Source organism: Parasaccharibacter sp. TMW 2.1884 (assembly GCF_023337695.1).
Lineage (GTDB): Bacteria > Pseudomonadota > Alphaproteobacteria > Acetobacterales > Acetobacteraceae > Bombella > Bombella apis.
Genome location: NZ_QORR01000004.1, coordinates 21,658 through 39,403 on the forward strand (window position 1 = coordinate 21,658; position 17,746 = coordinate 39,403).

The 17,746-nt window shown below is 60.5% G+C and carries 15 protein-coding genes; 6 read left to right on the forward strand and 9 right to left on the reverse strand.

Going from position 1 to position 17,746, the window contains the following annotated elements:
* Positions 1–40: 40 nt before the first annotated feature.
* The 5 genes from DTI93_RS06795 to DTI93_RS06815 all read right to left on the reverse strand — a co-directional run bounded on the left by DTI93_RS06795 (position 41) and on the right by DTI93_RS06815 (position 7,753).
* On the reverse strand, positions 41–1,639 hold the full coding sequence (locus DTI93_RS06795; protein ID WP_081562705.1) for an MFS transporter: 1,599 nt from the start codon (positions 1,637–1,639) through the stop codon (positions 41–43).
* A 249-nt stretch (positions 1,640–1,888) separates the two neighbouring features.
* Entirely contained in the window at positions 1,889–2,509 is a 621-nt protein-coding gene (gene eda / locus DTI93_RS06800; RefSeq protein ID WP_043558277.1) for a bifunctional 4-hydroxy-2-oxoglutarate aldolase/2-dehydro-3-deoxy-phosphogluconate aldolase, read from the reverse strand.
* On the reverse strand, positions 2,506–4,374 hold the full coding sequence (edd, locus tag DTI93_RS06805; RefSeq protein WP_043558274.1) for a phosphogluconate dehydratase: 1,869 nt from the start codon (positions 4,372–4,374) through the stop codon (positions 2,506–2,508). The genes eda and edd overlap by 4 nt, the downstream gene beginning before the upstream one ends.
* Positions 4,375–4,702: 328 nt before the next feature.
* Positions 4,703–6,466: a transglycosylase SLT domain-containing protein gene (locus DTI93_RS06810; protein WP_249080086.1), complete on the reverse strand. Its 1,764-nt coding sequence runs from the start codon at positions 6,464–6,466 to the stop codon at positions 4,703–4,705.
* A gap of 402 nt (positions 6,467–6,868) precedes the next feature.
* Entirely contained in the window at positions 6,869–7,753 is an 885-nt protein-coding gene (locus DTI93_RS06815; protein ID WP_086431279.1) for a uracil-DNA glycosylase, read from the reverse strand.
* Positions 7,754–7,875: 122 nt separating this feature from the next.
* Between DTI93_RS06815 and DTI93_RS06820 the strand changes: the two genes are divergently transcribed.
* On the forward strand, positions 7,876–8,772 hold the full coding sequence (locus DTI93_RS06820) for a 4-(cytidine 5'-diphospho)-2-C-methyl-D-erythritol kinase (RefSeq protein ID WP_249080088.1): 897 nt from the start codon (positions 7,876–7,878) through the stop codon (positions 8,770–8,772).
* Between the two features lie 89 nt (positions 8,773–8,861).
* On the opposite strand, the gene DTI93_RS06825 is transcribed toward DTI93_RS06820, so the two are convergent.
* From DTI93_RS06825 to DTI93_RS06835, 3 genes are all read right to left on the reverse strand, one after another.
* Positions 8,862–9,359 carry a hypothetical protein gene (locus tag DTI93_RS06825; RefSeq protein ID WP_249080090.1) on the reverse strand — a complete coding sequence of 166 codons (498 nt, stop codon included), beginning with the start codon at positions 9,357–9,359 and terminating at the stop codon, positions 8,862–8,864.
* Positions 9,360–9,512: 153 nt separating this feature from the next.
* Positions 9,513–10,784, reverse strand: a complete 1,272-nt coding sequence (locus DTI93_RS06830; RefSeq protein ID WP_043558267.1) for an ammonium transporter — start codon at positions 10,782–10,784, stop codon at positions 9,513–9,515.
* Positions 10,784–11,122, reverse strand: a complete 339-nt coding sequence (locus DTI93_RS06835; protein WP_043558265.1) for a P-II family nitrogen regulator — start codon at positions 11,120–11,122, stop codon at positions 10,784–10,786. Before DTI93_RS06835 ends, DTI93_RS06830 begins: the two co-directional genes overlap by 1 nt.
* Before the next feature lie 188 nt (positions 11,123–11,310).
* Here DTI93_RS06835 and DTI93_RS06840 point away from each other — a divergent pair, with 188 nt between their 5' ends.
* Positions 11,311–12,531, forward strand: a complete 1,221-nt coding sequence (locus tag DTI93_RS06840) for an FAD-dependent monooxygenase (protein ID WP_249080092.1) — start codon at positions 11,311–11,313, stop codon at positions 12,529–12,531.
* An 82-nt stretch (positions 12,532–12,613) separates the two neighbouring features.
* Positions 12,614–13,348 carry a serine O-acetyltransferase gene (gene cysE / locus DTI93_RS06845; RefSeq protein WP_227449693.1) on the forward strand — a complete coding sequence of 245 codons (735 nt, stop codon included), beginning with the start codon at positions 12,614–12,616 and terminating at the stop codon, positions 13,346–13,348.
* A gap of 253 nt (positions 13,349–13,601) precedes the next feature.
* Here cysE and DTI93_RS06850 read toward each other — a convergent pair whose 3' ends face one another.
* Positions 13,602–14,765: an aldose epimerase family protein gene (locus DTI93_RS06850; protein WP_043558260.1), complete on the reverse strand. Its 1,164-nt coding sequence runs from the start codon at positions 14,763–14,765 to the stop codon at positions 13,602–13,604.
* Between the two features lie 351 nt (positions 14,766–15,116).
* Here DTI93_RS06850 and DTI93_RS06855 point away from each other — a divergent pair, with 351 nt between their 5' ends.
* The 3 genes from DTI93_RS06855 (at position 15,117) to queA (ending at position 17,721) form a co-directional block, all read left to right on the forward strand.
* Positions 15,117–15,914 carry a VacJ family lipoprotein gene (locus DTI93_RS06855; protein WP_081563399.1) on the forward strand — a complete coding sequence of 266 codons (798 nt, stop codon included), beginning with the start codon at positions 15,117–15,119 and terminating at the stop codon, positions 15,912–15,914.
* A gap of 47 nt (positions 15,915–15,961) precedes the next feature.
* Positions 15,962–16,567, forward strand: a complete 606-nt coding sequence (locus tag DTI93_RS06860; protein WP_227449678.1) for a phospholipid-binding protein MlaC — start codon at positions 15,962–15,964, stop codon at positions 16,565–16,567.
* Positions 16,568–16,656: 89 nt separating this feature from the next.
* The gene (gene queA / locus DTI93_RS06865; RefSeq protein WP_249080095.1) at positions 16,657–17,721 is read left to right on the forward strand and encodes a tRNA preQ1(34) S-adenosylmethionine ribosyltransferase-isomerase QueA; all 1,065 of its coding nucleotides are present in this window, start codon (positions 16,657–16,659) and stop codon (positions 17,719–17,721) included.
* The last annotated feature ends 25 nt before the right edge of the window (positions 17,722–17,746 follow it).

Genomic DNA, 17,746 nt, shown 5'->3' on the forward strand with positions numbered 1-17,746 from the left:
CGCCTTGTCATGCCCATCATCCCGTGTCTCTGCTCTTCCCTCATGCCCTGATTGTCTCCTTGTGATGAGCTGCCGGATGGTCAGGGGATTTCCTTGCTCCACGGGGAGCGAACACGACCCATGGCGGATAGGTCCGCACGGGGACAAGCAGGATGAAAACCATCAATACCCCCAGCAGGGCGGCCAGAACGCAGAACAGGTCCGACAGGGTCAGAACGGCTGTCTGATGATGGAACTGCTCCTTGAGGTACCCCATGCTTCCCCGATAGCGGGGCCGTCCGTCCGGCAGGAGCGGTGTCGGACTCTGGATGAGCGGGCTGCTGCCCTGCACCAGCGCATAACGATACTGCCCCAGATGATCCGCCAGCCTGTCCGAATGAAGCCCGCCCCGCCAGCGGCCCACAAGCTCCATCAGCCATGTACCACCAACCATCATGAAGGCCCGTGGCATGTTCACCAGAGCCACGGCAAAGGGCGATTCTTCCGCCACCACAGCATTGGTGGACATCAGCAGAAGGGAGGACAGCACCATCACACCGCCAATCCCCTGAAGAAACTGCCAGAGATAAAATTCCGGCCTCTGCCACACGGAAGTGACCAGTGAATCTCCACAACAGGCGATGAACATGCAGACCATGCCGAAGAAGCCGACAATCCGGCAGTCCACATCCCGCCGGTTGAGCAGGTAACCCACCAGCGGGGCTATGGCGATCTCCACGGCGGCGACTTCCAGCGTCACGAGATAGCTCTGCTCGGGCCGGTACCCCACAACCTTCGTCAGGAACTGCAAGGGCACGGCGGAGGCCGAAAGGGACACCACCACGAACAGGCTGATCCCCCCGACCCCGTAAATGTAATTGTTCCGGCTGAGCAGCTGGAAACGGAAAAACGGCAGAGGATGCTTCCATTCATTCCAGATCAGCAATGGCACAGCTGCCAGCCCGATGGCGCCCAGCACACAGACCAGCGGTGAATTGAACCAGTCCAACCAGTCCCCAAGGGAGAGGACGGTCGTCAGGCACCAGGCCGCCACGGCAAAGAACAGAAGGCCATACCCGTTGAAAATCTGGAGCCGGTGATGCTGTGGCTCCATGACGGGCATCCCGTACCAGATGAGCAGCCCGGCCAATGCTCCCAGCGGAATGGCCTGAAGGAAGATCCACTGCCAGCTGAGCAGGTCCGTCCATAATCCGGCAAGCATTGTCCCAAGATAGGGGAAACAGGTGGAAACCAGCGTGTAGGCCACCAGGCCATAGGCCCGGAGGTTGAAGGGCAGTATCTTGAGAATGGAAAACATGAGCAGCGGGATGGCGAAACCACCGGCCAGCCCCTGCACACTCCGCAGGATGTAAAGCAGGAGCGGCGTCTGGCAGAACGCCGTGGGCACGATGCTGCACACCGCCAGTCCCAGCACGAAAAAGGCCCACCGCCGCAGGCTGAAAGTAATGGCCATCCACGGCGAAAGTCCGGCCCCGATGACCTGTGCTGACGTATAGAGACTGACAAACCAGCGGGACGGATCATGGCTCAGCCCCATCCCGCCCATGATGTCATTGAGACCCTGCGCCGAGACCTGTTCGTTCAGTGTCGTCATGATGGCCGTCAGCAGCACACCGGACAGGCCGATGATTGACGTCATATGAGTACGAACAGCCTGCAACAATCCCTCCTGACTGACTGGTCAGAGTTGTATCAGGGAACGGGATACATTTTAACTGAAAGATCACTTTTTCATGATTATCCGACCAGTCTGTTACCTGAATACAACAGGCACCCCGTCCACACTCTTTCCTGTAGCGAGATACAAAAATGGCGGGGTACAGCCATGCCGTACAGCCCGCCATCTTTCAGACCGGGGGAACTCCCCCCGGTTCATGCAGCGCCAGTCTTAGCGCAGGCCCAGAGCCTTGGTCCGCTTGGCGACTTCCTCAGGAGACGCATCGCCAGCTGTCAGCCAGGAACCACCGACACAGCCAACGGTCGGCAGGGCCAGCCAGTCCTTGTAGGTAGCCTCGGTGATGCCGCCTGTCGGGCAGAAACGCACGCCAAGGTTGCCAAACACGGCGGACAGACCCTTGAGGGCCGGGATGCCACCGTTGGTCATGGCCGGGAAGAACTTGAAGCGGCGCAGCCCCAGGTCCAGACCCATCATGATGTCGCTGGCATTGGCCGTGCCGGGCAGGAACGGAATGTCACGCTCCAGCGCACCCTTGGCCAGAGCCGGCGTGATGCCAGGGCTGACGATGAACTTCGCACCGGCCTTGATGGCCTTGTCCATCTGCTCGGTATTCAGCACCGTACCGGCACCGACCAGAGCTCCCTCAACCTTGGACATCTCAGAGATGACATCCAGAGCAGCCGGTGTACGCAGTGTCACTTCCAGAGTGGAGATGCCACCAGCGACCAGAGCCTCGGCGATCGGACGGGCCTTGGCCACATCCTCAACCACCAGAACAGGCATAATCGGGCTGCGGTCCATCACCGCATCCAGTCTCTCGATGTAGCTCATACCTCGGTTCCTTTCTCAACATCGTCACCGATTTCTTCAAGTTCACGATCCATCATGAACAGCATCGGTGAAGCACCCTCTTCGGCGGACGGAGCCACCTCACGCATGAGGGCGAACAGTTCACGCCCCGTACCGGCTGTCGCACGGTGCGGCTTGGTCGGCGTGCGGGCGGCCCATTCCTTCTCATCCACCAGAGCTTCCAGCTTGCCGGTGCGGGCACAGACACGGATGACATCGCCATCACGCACCTTGGCGAGCGGTCCGCCCACCTGGGCTTCTGGACCAACATGCACCACGGCCGGAACCTTGCCGCTGGCACCGGAGAGACGGCCATCCGTCACCAGAGCCACCTTGAAACCCTGGTCCAGCTCGACGCCGAGGGACGGGATCAGGTTGTGCAGCTCGGGCATCCCGTTGCCACGGGGCCCCTGGCCGATGACGACCACAACGACATCACGATGCAGCTCGCCAGCCTTCTGGGCCTCCTTCACGGCGGTCTGGGACTGGAAGACACGGGCCGGAGCCTCGATGGTCAGCAGGTTGTCTGCCACGGCGCTGGACTTGTACACGCCACGGCCCAGATTGCCCTGAAGCAGCTGGATGCCCCCCACCGGGTGGAACGGCTCCTTCGCACCACGCAGGATTTCCGGATCGCTGGAAGGCTTGGCCGGCGTGTAGACGACGTTCTTGTCATTCCCCATCAGGGCACGCTTGGCGTAGTCCTCAAGGCCGTTTTCGGAGATGGTCGGAGCATCACGGTGCAGCAGACCTGCATCGGACAGCTCGGCGATGACCGTCGGCAGGCCACCAACCTCGTTGAACTTGTTCACATCGGACGGACCGCTCGGATAGACCTTGCAGAGTGTCGGCACGACGGCGGAGAGATCGGAGAAATCTTCCCAGTTCACGATGATGCCAGCAGCACGGGCCACGGCCGGGATATGGATGGTATGGTTCGTGGAACCACCTGTTGCCATCAGGCCGACAATCGCATTGACGATGGCCTTCTCATTGACAACTTCCGCCATCGGGCGGGGATCCTTGCCCTTGTTGCTGATCTCGACCAGACGATGCACACCGGCACGTGTCATGGCCTGACGCAGTGGCGTATCAACCGGAATGAAGGAGGAATCCGGCATCATCAGCCCAAGGAACTCCGCCATCATCTGGTTGGTATTGGCCGTACCATAGAAAGTACAGGTCCCTTCGCTGTGATAGGAAGCCATTTCGGCTTTCATCAGCTCATCCTTGCCGATCTTGCCCTGCACATAGAGCTGACGGACACGGACCTTTTCCTTGTTCGGCAGGCCGGAGGTCATCGGGCCGGAGGGGATCAGCATACCCGGCAGGTGGCCGAAGCGCAGCGCACCCATCAGCAGGCCCGGCACGATCTTGTCGCAGATGCCAAGCAGAGCAACACCATCATACATGGCATGGCTGAGACCGACAGCCGTGGACTGGGCGATCACATCACGGGAGAACAGGGAGAGGTCCATCCCCTCCTGCCCCTGCGTAACGCCGTCACACATGGCCGGAGCCCCACCAGCAACCTGAGCCGTGGCACCAACCTCACGCGCAAAAACCTTCATCTGCTCTGGATAACGGCCATAGGGCTCGTGTGCGGAGAGCATGTCATTATAGGTCGTAATGATCCCCAGATTGGGACGCTGCTCAAACACCAGCTCCTGCTTGTCAGCAGCGCTGGAGGCAGCGACGGCGTGAGCCAAGTTGCCACAGGTCAGCCGGGACCTGTCTGCACCTTTTTCACGATTACGCTCCATAAGAGTGAGGTAACGACGGCGGGACGTCTTGGACCGCTCAATAATTCTGGACGTTACACTCTCAACAACGGAATTCAGAGACATTGAAGCACTCGCTGTTCGGCTGGACACCCCACAGACAGACGGATAATTCCCCCTGAGAGACACGGCATCATATTATCATCGCTCGCTTTCCACTCTCATCGAGGAAAGCATGCATCGCCTTTTTTAGGGAAAGACGTCTCACCGGGCAAGCGGGCCACCCATGCACATCTCAGTCATCATCATCTCGCCTACGGCAAGTCCATTTTACGAAAAAGGGCAGTTTCCGGTGGGTTTTTAAAGAAAAACCCAGCTGGAGCCTCATGCTGCCATGCATGAAACTCCAGTCTGGGCTTTGTGAAACGAACCCCTCGGCATGCCGGATCAGAGCTCAGCTGGGCGAGTCACGCCCCTGCTCCTCCTCACGGAAGCTCGGCCACTGGCCATCAGCCAGAGAAACGAGAGACGGCGTGGCCACATGGAGACGGCGGCCATATACCCAGTCATTGGTCAGAACATTGCGTACATACTGGCGCGTTTCCGGGCTGGGCAGGCACTCTATGAACATCAGCGGGTCCTGAAGACCCTTCTGGCCGCTTTCCCATCGGAGAATGGCCTGCGGTCCCGCATTGTAGGAGGCCAGAACTTTCAGCAGCGACGCCCCATCACTCTGTTCCCCCTGGGCAAGGCTGTGGGCCAGATAAAGCATATAGAGCTGCCCGACCTCCAGATTATAACCCGGCTCCCGCAGGCGGCGCTGCATTTCCTGATTGAAATCATCACTGGAGGCCGCTGCAACCGTCTGAGGCAGGTGGTACTGCTCACTTACGAAGCTGGCCGTCGTCGGCCTCACCTGCATCATCCCGTACGCCCCGGCAGCCGATGATGCCGTGGCGTCAAAATTGGATTCCATCCGGGCCACCGCATAAACGAGCGCCGACGACAGGCGGAAACCATGATGGGGCCGCAGGTCGGGCAATGGCCCCAGAGCATCCTTGAACTCTTTATGATCCAGTTTTGCCAGCGCCTGCTCCATCTGGTCAGCCAGAGCACGCATCCCGGCCTTTCTGACGACGAGCTGGAGCGAATGTGCCCGAACAGGGTCAGCCAGCGCATCCTGCCACATCTGGCGGGCCAGCATCTCGGCACGCCCCTGCTCACCGAGCTGGATCAGGGCGAAAAGATGCTCCCCCTCTCCCATGGAGGCCACGACATTAATGTCCACCTCACTCAGGGATGCCTGCTTCGCACCAGCCCGCCCGATCGTGGAAAGGGCGCCGGAAACGGCAGCGGCCTGTGATTTCTCGGAATGCAGCAGGCGCCCGGCCAGCAGGCCATAGAAACTCTCACTCTGCACGGATGTCCGGCGCAGCCATGTACGATACAGGGCTGTCTTGCCGTGCCGCTCCGCCACACGTCCGGCCCAGAAAGACGCCGCAGCCTGCACGTCACCATCTGTCTGCTCGGCATTGGCCGCCGTTTCGAACAGGCTGTAGGCCGCATCAAGCTGGCCCTCCCGCCAGGCAGCCAGACCAGCTGCAAAAGCAGGAAGCCCAACCCGGTACTGCCCTTTCTCCAGTCCGGCAGAACCAACACGCAGCGCTGTCCGTGTATCACCCTGGCTCAGAGCCTGCATGGCAATCTCGCCATACAGCTGGGCAGCATAAGCCGGAGACATCCCCGGTGTGACACGCAGCTGGGCCAGTGCCCTGCGGACACCTTCCTCCCCGGAGGAGGCCTTGTCCATGAGGTCCCGCTCCAGAAAACCATTGCGGACCAGTGTCTGGGAAAAGGGCGTCGCCCGGTCGGACTGCTGGATATCCGCAACATTCCGGTACCCGGCAGACGGGGCAGCAGCAGACACCCCCCGACGCAGCTCTTCCTGCTTCTGCCTGAGCAGCGGGGCATCAGGAAGAGCCGGATAACGACGGAGCCAGCTGTCCAGCTCGGACTCGGAAGGAGTGAAATATATACTCAGGTACCGCTCGGCCAGATAATCCGGCAGCAGGAGCTGTCCCGCCGTGCCATCCGTCCCCGGGCCATGGGTCAATTCCCCGAGACGGGCCGCATCACCTGAGCGGACTGCCGCAAAAAGCGCCCTGTAGTGTCCGGCCACCGTGGCCGGCAAAGGATGAGGCAGGGGAACCCCCGCCATGGAAGAAGGTGGTGCATCGTGGCCCTCACCGTCTGAATACTCCGGCACGTGGGACGGAAAAGAAAGAGCCTGCCCCTGCGCCGGAAAAACAGTGTTTCCCGCCAGAATGGCAGCACCGAGAACGGCACCACGCCACACTGCGGGAGACCCACATGGCAATATCCATCGCATAATGCCGAGGGACGTAACCCGCTTTTATTTTTCTGGCAACCCTTGACGTCAAGCCAGACAATTCCAGTGTGCCTTTCATAGTAACGGCTCCCTAGCCAGGAATCCAGAATATTCTTCTGATTTTACACGCTGTTAGCTTTTTTTCTGTATCTGGTCAGCGACAGAATTAAGAAATTATGAAATTCACTCCCATTCCGGCCCTCAGCCTCCTGCATCAACACCTGTTCCCGACTACGAATCGGCAGCCTGCGCTGCTTCCTGTGAGAGAGTCGCATCCAGCAGGAGCATGTCAGCCCACAGCGCCTTCCGTCGTCCCGCCGTTTCCCCCAGCTGGGCCGGGTGCCAGAGAGGTAACAGAGGCACACCCCCCTCCAGCCCCGGCACATGAGCCTCATGCCAGCGCCCCCGCAACTGACTCAGCCGGGAGGTATTCTGTAAGAGCATGGCAGCGGGCGTACTGCCCATCGTCACAATCCGGCGAGGTCGTGCCAGTGCCACTGCCCTGTGCAGAATGGGCAGGCAGGCTTCCACATCACGCTGTGAGGCACGCTGCCCTCCCGGCGGGCGCCAGGGGATGGCCGGCGCCATGGAAAGCTGGGACCGCTTCAACCCTATGGAGGCCAATATCCTGTCCAACAGGGCCCCCATGGGACCAGCGAAAAGAGTTCCATGCCGGTCCTCATCCTCATTTGGCACATCCCCCACCAGCAGAAATGGGGCTCCCTCCACGATGACAGGTGCCAGATGATGCTTGGCCGTCCGCATCAGGCCAACGCCCGGCAGCTGCTGGCTGGCCTTCAGCAGGGCGGCAACATCCCGGGCCGCAGCGATATCAGCCAACACCTCGTCCCGCCCCCTGACAACACGACGGGACGCGGAAGGTTTCTCCACTGGAGCAGCAGCCTTCTGGCGGGCCCGCACACGATCCGGCAGAACAGGGCTCTCACCCCAGACATCCCACGGCATGTCCTCCATGACAGCATCCACACCCCATTCCTGATGCAGACGGAGGGCAGCAAGAGCATCCTGAGCAGAGCAGGCCGGGAAAGATGCCATGATGAGCGAGATCTCTTCTCTACAGTTCCACGGGATGAAGGGGCGGCTGCACCCCCTCATGGTCTTTGAGCTTTCAATTTGTTACATAGCCTCATCGGAAATGAACACCCCTCCCCCGGACATGGTGCCAGAGCAGATCAGTCTCCCGCCTTGCCCGGCCTCTTCTGCAAGGATGCCCTGCCATGGCGCTGCATCAGGATATGGCTCACGCCAAGATCAATCTGTTCCTCCACGTCACCGGGCGCCGTGAAGACGGATACCACCTGCTGGACAGTCTGGCTGCCTTTGCTGGAGCGGGTGACCATCTCCACCTCTCTACCGGACCACAGGGTCAGGCAGACAGCCTCACGCTACAGGGTCCTTTCGCAAAAGGGCTGGAAGCGGATGAAAACAACCTTGTCCTGAAGGCCGCCCGGGCCCTGCGCCAGACCCGGGGGGAGGAAGCAGCCAGACAGCCCGCCGCTGCCCTCACGCTGGAAAAACGGCTACCGGTGGCATCCGGCATTGGCGGGGGCTCTGCCGATGCCGCCTGCGCCCTGCGCCTGCTGACCCGTTACTGGAGCCTCCCAATGGAAGCGGCCGCCCATGTCGCCCCAACACTGGGGGCGGATGTCCCAGTCTGTCTGGCACAAAAAGCCACACGCATGGAAGGGATTGGTGACATCCTGACAGCAGCCCCGCCCCTGCCAGAGATGGGGATGCTTCTGGTCAATCCGGGGGTCGGTGTCTCCACCCCGAGCATTTTCCGACGTCTGGCAGAAACAGGCGGCATCACCCCCCGCCCGCCACTTGCCTTCCCGGAAGCAGGCTGGCCCACGCTGGACGCTCTCATCGCCTTTCTGGCGCAGACGGAAAACGACCTCCAACCCCATGCCATCGCTCAGGCGCCCGTCATTGCGACCGTACTGGAAACTCTGGCGACCCTACCGCAGGTGCGGTTCCATCGCATGAGTGGGTCAGGAGCGACCTGTTTCGCCCTGTTCGAGACAGCTGACCAAGCCATCAGGGCCGCAGACCATCTGATGGACAGGGACATAGCCCAGGCATGGTGGCACTGGGCAGGACCGGTCCTGCCCTGAACCCACCGGCATTCAGAATGCCCTGCAACAGAAAAGGCCCGCTGCGGAAAAGCGGGCCTTTTTCCATATCAGGAACAACCAGAACCAGCTTACTGTGCTGCACTCTTCAGCCGGGTGTTGCATTCGGAGTAATAACCGCCACCCTTCTGGATCCATTTCAGGCTGCCATTACGCCCGCTGCTTTTATTGGCATTATACTGTGCCAGGCAGGTCTTCATACGCGCCTTACCCGGTGAGAGAGACGCAAACTCCGGCGAAACACGAGCCGGGAACAGGACATTCCCGCTGGCAACCGGAGCAGCTGCGGCTGGCGCAGCCGGCTTGCCTGTCTCAGCCGGGGCAGAAGCGACCGGCGTGGAGGCAGCAGGAGACTGGGGCTGAGCTGCCGCAGCGCTGCCCGTGCAATGGTCCAGCTTGAAATCGGCATACTTCTGACCATTCAGCGTACCGGCCTTCTTCGCATCGCTGAAAGCCTGACGACAGGCCGCCGCAGACATCTTGCCCGCTGGAGACGAAGCAGCCAGAGCGCCCTGAACACCCAGTACGGAACAGGCCACCATGGGCAGGCACAGACGCAACAGTTTCATAGTCTCACCCCTTTTTCATCGTTCGTGATAGCGCAGCCACAGGGGCAGAACGCCACAGTCAGCCGGGCGGATAGCCCGGCCTCACCGTACTGCCTACCAGCCTTATAGGGCTGCCCTGCCTCCGGCAAGAGACAAAACAGCCCTGCCAGTGCCTCAGTTCAGTCGCTCGCCATGCTGGGTCAGGTCCAGACCCATCTGCTCTTCCTCGGCAGAGACACGCATACCGATCAGCCTGTCCACAACCCAGAAAATGAGGGCCGTCAGCACGACAGACCAGACAATCGTGACACCGACAGCCTCAGCCTGCCGGAGAAGCTGGCTCCATCCGCCGCTCACACCGGCAGGACTGGCTGCCGTCGCTGAAAGCGGCCCATAAGCAAACACACCTGTCAGAAGGGCTCCGACAATGCCACCAACACCATGCACACCAAAGGCATCCAGACTGTCATCATAGCCCAGCCTGTTCTTCAGCACGGCAGCGCTGTAGAAGCAGACGCCACCGGCTATCAGCCCGATGGCCAGAGCCCCACCGGGCAGCACATAGCCAGCAGCCGGGGTCACAGCCACAAGGCCCGCCACCGCACCGGAGATGATGCCCAGCGCCGTCGGCTTGCCATGCCGCCACCATTCCACCACCATCCAGCCAACACCACCACCAGCAGCGGCGATCTGCGTTGTCAGCATGGCCATGCCGGCACGGCCATTCGCACCGAGTGCCGACCCGGCATTGAAGCCGAACCAGCCCACCCAGAGCAGGGAAGCCCCGATGATGGCATAGGCCAGATTGTGCGGGGACATATCATCCCGCTTCAGCCCATACCGACGGCCGATCATGATGGCACAGACAAGACCAGCCACCCCGGAATTGATATGCACGACCGTTCCACCCGCAAAATCCACGGCACCAAGACCAGCCACCCAGCCCAGCGGACTCCAGACCCAATGGGCAATGGGAGAATAGACCAGCAGGGACCAGAGGATCGTGAACACGCAAAGTGCCGCAAAGCGGATTCGCCCGGCAAAAGCGCCTGTCAGCAGGGCTGGCGTGATGATGGCGAAGGTCATCTGATACATCAGATAGACACTTTCCGGGATGGTCATGGGGGTTTCAGCCGAAGTCCCGGCGCCCAGCGTGAAGGCTCCGTCCGCACCCTGATGGATATGCTCTGCCACACCCCCCAGGAAGAAACGGGACAGATCACCAATCCAGGGTGTGCCCGTCGTGAAGGCCAGACTGTAGCCCAGCACCATCCAGACAATGCTCACAATACAGCATATGCCAAAAGACTGGATCATGGTGGACAACACGTTTTTGCGCCGCACCATCCCGGCATAGAAAAGAGCCAGACCAGGAATGGTCATCAACAGGACCAGCGCCGTGCTGACCAGCATCCAGGCGGTATCACCCGTATCAATCGCCCGCATCACAGAGCTCCCTCGCCGGTTTCCCCAGTACGGATACGCACCATCTGTTCCACATTGGTAACCATGATCTTCCCATCACCGATGCGGCCTGTCCGGGCCGTCTCCGTGATGGCCTGGATGATGTCTGGCACACGCTCATCCGCCACGACTGTCTCCACCCTGATCTTGGCAATGAAGCTGACCGTATATTCCGCCCCACGGTAAATTTCCGTCTGGCCTTTCTGGCGCCCAAAGCCCCGTACCTCCGTTACTGTCAGGCCATGCACGCCAAGCTCGGCAAGAGCCTCCCGCACATCGTCCAGTTTGAACGGTTTGATGATCGCCGTTACAAGTTTCATCCCTTGCGGCCCTCTCCCATGGCTCTTCTGCTGCATGAAGACAAAATCGTGCCACCTTCATAACGATTTCTGCAAGACTTTCTTTTCCGCAAGGATAGGGCTAGACACGATAGACCTGCTCCTTTGACGGAAAGTACCGCCATGACGGGAGCATCCTGCCATTCACCGGGCCGGAAGGAACATCTGCCATGGGCACGGATTACGACCTCTGCATAAATGGTGGTGGCCCCATCGGGGCGACACTGGCCTGCCTGCTTGCGCAGAAAGGGCTGCGCATCCTCCTTCTGGAGCGGGCTCCCCTCTCTCCCACCCCGGCGCAGAATCCCGATGGTCGGGCGTATGCCCTTGCTGAAGGCGTCCGCCCCCTGCTGGAAGAAGCGGGAATCTGGCAGGCCCTGCCCCTGTCTCCCCAGCCCATCACCACCATCCATGTCACCGATAGTCAGGGGCGCATTCCCTCGGCATCCCGCAGCAGCATTGCAGACGGGCTGAGCTTTACCGGTGATGATGCCCCAGAAGGCCGCCCCTTCGGCTGGATGGTGGAAGCCCACAACCTTCTGGCAGCCATCGCCCGTACCCTTATGGCCCAGCCGAGGCTGGATGTCCGGGCACCAGCAACGGGCCGCTTCACCTTCTCGCCCGACAGCGCCCGGATCACCCTGGATACGGGGGACACCGTTACGGCCTCCCTTGTCATTGCCGCAGACGGGCGACGCTCCCTCCTCCGCGAGCAGGCCGGCATCGGGCTGACCCGCATTCCCTATCACAAGGTTGCCCTGGTCAGCGTTCTGGCCCATGAGAAACCCCATCACGGCAGTGCTCTGGAAAACTTCCTGCCGCAGGGGCCTTTCGCCCGGCTCCCTCTTCCTGCCACCGAAGCCCACCCTCACCGCTCCGCCATCGTCTGGACAGACCGGCCCGAGCGCATCGACCATTTCACCCGGCTTGATGCCCGCAGCTTTGCCCGGCTGGTTCAGGACCGTCTCTGTGGGGAAGACCTTGGTGCGCTGGAGCAGGCAGGCACCCACTGGACGTACCCTCTGGCATCGCAATATGCCCATCACTATTGCGCCACACGGCTGCTTCTGGCCGGGGATGCAGCGCACGGGCTGCACCCCGTGGCGGGTCAGGGCATGAATCTCGGCTTCCGTGATGTCCGCACCCTGAATGACCTTCTGGGAGACGCCCATGCGCAGGGACAGGATCTAGGAGACCCTGCACTGCTGAGACGCTATCAGCGTCTCAGCCGTCCGGGCAATCTCGCCATGCTGGCAGGCTGCGACATGATGGAGCGGCTCTTCAGCACCGACATGCCCCTCATCCGTCATGCTCGCCATGCGGGACTCATGGCCCTGAAGCGCCTGCCATCCCTGCGTCATGGTTTTGTCCAACGTGCCATGGGGCTATAAGAAAACAGCTATGGCCACTTTTCTCGACAGGTTTCCACACTCCTCATCAGAGCCCGGATTTCTGGAAGAATTCTGGACCACCATGCGGGCGCAGGCCTGCGGCTGTTCCGATGCTCTGATCCAGGGGCTTTTTGCAGTGAATATCTGCAACCATGCGGATTTTGCCTCTGCCCTGACATCACTGATCAGCGCCAAGCTGACAGACCGGGCCATGTCGGAAGCCGCCCTGATGCACCTTGTCGCCTCCACGCTGGAGGCCAGTCCCGACATCGTCCGGGCTGCAGCATCGGATATCGTGGCGACCTTCCAGCGGGACCCCGCCTGCCCGGACCTTGCTACGCCGTTCCTGTTCTTCAAGGGGTTTCATGCCCTGCAATCCTACCGTATTGCCCATCATCTCTGGCTGGCTGGCCGCAGACCACTGGCCTATCACTTCCAGAGCCGTGTGAACGAGAAATTCGGTATAGACATCCACCCTGCCGCCCGCATCGGCCAGCGCATCACAATCGATCACGGCACAGGTATCGTCATCGGGGAAACCACCATCATTGAGGATGACGTCTCCCTCTTTCAGGGGGTCACGCTCGGGGGAACCGGCAAAAACAGCGGGCAGCGCCATCCTGTCATCCGGCAGGGCTGCATGATTGGCGCTGGTGCCAAAATACTGGGCCATCTGGAAATCGGTGCCCATGCCCGTGTCGGAGCCGCTTCTGTCGTGCTGGGCAATGTCCCGCCCCGTTCCACCGCCGTGGGCAACCCCGCCCGTATCGTCCGTTTTGGCGACATGGACCAGGACTTCACGAATTATCAGATATGACCGGCACGCCCCGACTTATCCCCAGTTCAGGGGACAGGTTGGGGCATCATCCTGTGTGCCGGGACGGGAAGAATGTGGATGGAATCAGGCGACTCCTGAGAAAACAGCCCTCTTCTACTGTTGATGATCTGTTCCGGCCCTCTTTTCAGCTCACCACAAAGCCGGAACACCCACCAATGAAAAAGCCGGACCGATGCATGACTGCACCGGCCCGGCTCCTTTCCCAGGATTCAGCTCCTGAAAGCCTCAGCCCTTACTGGCGGGAAAAATGGAAGCTCATCCCGTAATCATAGGTCTGACCCGGCTTCAGCTCGATGCTCGGGAAGTTCGGCATGTTCGGGCTGTTCGGGAAGAATTCAGGTTCGAAAGCCAGAGATTCCCATTTGCCATAGGGGCGGCCAGACGGACCCTGATAATTGCCATACAGATGGTTGCCGGAATAGAACTGCATCCCCGGCATGTTGGTGGCAACTTCCATCACACGGCCGGAACGGGGATCCGTCACACGGGCCACGACACGCTCCGTATTGCCCGGCTGGGATGGGCCGATGAGGACCATGCACTTGTCATAGCCACCCTGCGGAGCCATCTGCGGGTCTGCACTGCCTAGGCCTTCACCCACCGTGCGGGGCTGACGGAAATCGAACGGTGTCCCCTCAACAGAGGCCAGCTCACCCGTCGGAATGGAGTGCTCGTCTGTCCTCAGGAAACGGTCGGCATAGATCTGCACCACTTCCGGAGCAATGCTCCCGGAACCCTCGCCATTGAGGTTCCAGTAGTTGTGCGTGGACAGGTTCACGACCGTCGGAGCCTTGGTCGTCGCATTGAACTTCAGGCTCAGCGTGTCGTTGCCGCTCAGACGATAGGTAACCTGCGTCTTCAGCTCACCCGGGAAGCCCTGATCACCATCGGGGCTGACCATCTTCAGCACAACATAGGCCCCCTGGGAGTCCACGCCCTTGCGAACGATCTTCCAGAGTTTGCGGTCAAAGCTCTCAGCACCGCCATGGAGGGTGTTCGGCCCCTCATTGACGCTCGTATGATACTTCTCACCTTCCAGAGTGAAGACACCACCGGAAATACGGTTGGCCACACGCCCCAGCACGGCACCGAAGTGCGGGTCGGAGTTATGGTTTTCGTACCCGGCAATGTTCGGAAAGCCCAGAACAACGTTCCCCAGACGGCCATTGCGGTCCGGCACGTCCATCTCATGGATGATGGCGCCATAGGTCAGCACGACAACCTTCACCCCATGATCATTGGTCAGGGTGATTGCCTGCACCTTCTTGCCAGTGGAAAGACGACCCCAGTCCTTTGTCTGGACCGTTGGCGCTGCGGCAGCCATGCCAGACAGGGCCACACTGGCAACCAAAGCGCTGGCAGACAGAAGCCAGCTGCGACTCTTCAGAAAAGACATAAAATCTCTCGCACTCCACGAAATACAGGACCCGCCAGGACGACGGGCTGCGCTCCTCCCGGGAGGGGGCGGGAAGCGTCCCCTTCAGGGCTGGTGTCCATCAGAAAACCTAACGATGCAAAAATGCAATACTTCTTTTTCTTAACATGCCTGATATTCGAAAGGGGTAGGCAGCATGGAGCAAGTACCATATGCTTGAGTTCACTGGTCTTCATGACTTGCGCATGTGGAATCAGACGTATGTTACGGCCCGTTCCCGTTAAAGGTACGCCGCTGCCATCTCCTGGTGGATGACGTGGCAAGCCGCATAGCCGGGCCTTGAAGAAAGAAAAAAACAGGAGCGGCAGCAGCATGGCGTGCACAGGCAGCACAAAACAGCATCATCGAGGCAGACTCACTGCACTTTCCGCACTGGTCGGCTGCCTGGCCCTGCTGTCGCTCGGCGGGTGTGGTTCCCTCCACGCCAAGCCGCCGACCGACCCGGACGATCTGGCGGATTACAAGGCGGTCAACGACCCTTACGAGCCTTTCAACCGCAAGATGTTCAGCCTCAACATGTGGGTCTATCACAAGGCCCTGCGGCCGGTAGGACGGTTCTGGAAAAACAACATTCCCCAGCCCATCCGCACCTCTGTCGCCACGCTGAACGAGACATGGCGCCAACCCGCCGTCTTCTTCTCCGATGTGGGGGCAGGGCGCCCGCGGCGTGCGGGGGATTCCTTCATGCGTTTCCTGCTGAACATGACGACGGCTGGCTTCTATGACGTTGCCCAGCATCTTGGCTACAAGCAGCATGAGACAGACCCTGGCATGGTCATGGCGCTGTGGGGGGTCAAATCCGGGCCTTACATTTTCCTGCCCGGGCTTGGTCCTACCAATTTCCGTGATGCCGCAGGCTATGCCATCGGCCAGGGGCTGACACCCATCAACTACGTGCCCAGAGGGTATGGCCTCATCAGCTTCAACTGGGGCTACAACATTCTCGGCACCTTCAATACCTTTGCAGACAGTACAGACCAGCTGGACCAGCTGGAACACCAAAGTCTCGACCCTTATGCTTTCATGCGAAGTGCATGGCAGCAGCAGCGTCAGAGCCAGATCGATACCCTCAAGGCTGATCACCGCGCCACCACCCCCGACTGGTACTGACCATTCCGTCCCCATGAGGACAGCCTTTATCGGAAGGATCCCTAAACATGATGCTCCGTCAGCTTACACGCCGCACCATTCTGGGAGCTGCCAGCCTGTTCGCTCTCATTCCCACGCTGGCCTTCGCCACTCCCTCCAGTGATGAAGCAAAGGCGTTTGTCAATGATTTTGGCGGGAAACTGGTGGCCGTCCTGAACAGCGACACTTCGCTGGACAAAAAGCGCGAAGCCCTTCTGCCCCTCCTGCGGGCCAATGTGGACGTACCAGGAATCGGCCGCTACTGCCTGGGCCGCTACTGGCGGATCGCCACGCCGGAACAACAGAAGCTTTATCTTGAGCTGTTTCAGGACGTACTGCTGAATGCTGTCACGGCCCGCGTGGGGGAATATCAGAACATTTCCGTCCGCCTGGTGGACAGTGTGCCCTCCCCGGCAGGCCAGAAGGTGACCCTTCAGATTTCCCGTCCGCATCAGCCCCCCATCCTGATGACGGCCGTCATTGATGGCGAACCGCCCAAGGTGGTGGACCTGTATGGTGAGGGTGCCAGCATGCGCCTGACACAGCGCAGCGACTACACGACCTACCTCACCCGCCATGGCGGGCAGGTGCAGACATTGATCGACGCCCTCAAGCATCAGCTGGGTCGTCACTGATCTCTCCATTCACAACGGATCAGCAACGTGGAGGGGGCCATAAGCCCCCTTTTCGCTGACTGGCCTGTTTCTCCAACCATGTCCCCGGAATGACTGACGACCTCTCCCTCTTCGATTTCACGCTCCCTCGTGACCATATCGCCACGGAACCTGCCCGCCCCCGTGACATGGCACAGCTCCTGCATGTCGTCCCACCGGCCCTTGCAGGAACTGATGATGCAACCCTCTCCCTCCATCGCATCCGCAATCTTCCCGAACTGCTGAAGGAAGGCGACCTGCTCGTCGCCAATGATACGGAAGTCATCCGGGCAAAAATGGAGGCCCGACGGGGTGAGGCAAAAATCGGCATCACGCTGGACCGCATCCTGCCGGAAGGGCAGTGGCATGCCCTCGCCCGCAATGCCCGCAAGCTCCGCCCCGGTGACCGGCTCCACTTCGAGGATGATCCCGTCACGGCGGACGTCCTGACCAATGAGGGCGATGGGGCCGTGACCCTCCGCTTCTCGGTCGAAGGCGATGAGTTCGATGACTTTCTGGAACGCCGGGCCGCCCTGGCCCTGCCGCCTTACATTGCCCGCCCCAATGGTCCGACTGAAGCCGACAACAGCGACTACCGCACCATTTTCTCCCGCTTTCGTGGAGCCGTGGCGGCACCGACGGCAGGACTGCATTTCACGGAAGAACTGCTGGAGGCCCTTGCGGCCAGAGGCATACAAAAACAGACCCTCACCCTGCATGTCGGAGCCGGGACGTTCCTGCCCGTCCGCAGCACCATTGCCGAACATAAAATGCATGCGGAATGGGGCCATATTGATGAGGAAACGGCCCGTCTCATCAACGGGACCCGTGCCAATGGCGGCCGTGTCGTTGCCGTAGGCACCACCAGCCTGCGCCTGCTGGAAAGTGCGGCGGATGAACAGGGTATCGTTCATCCATGGACAGGCGAAACCTCCATCTTCATCCGGCCGGGCTACCGCTTCCGGGCGGTGGACGCCCTGCTGACCAACTTCCACCTGCCCCGCTCCACCCTTTTCATGCTGGTCTGTGCCTTTGCCGGTACGGAGACCATGCGCCATGCCTATCATCACGCCATTGCCGAAGGGCTGCGCTTCTATTCCTACGGTGATGCCTGCCTTCTGGAACGTGCCCCATGACGACCGAGTCCATCCGCCCCAACCT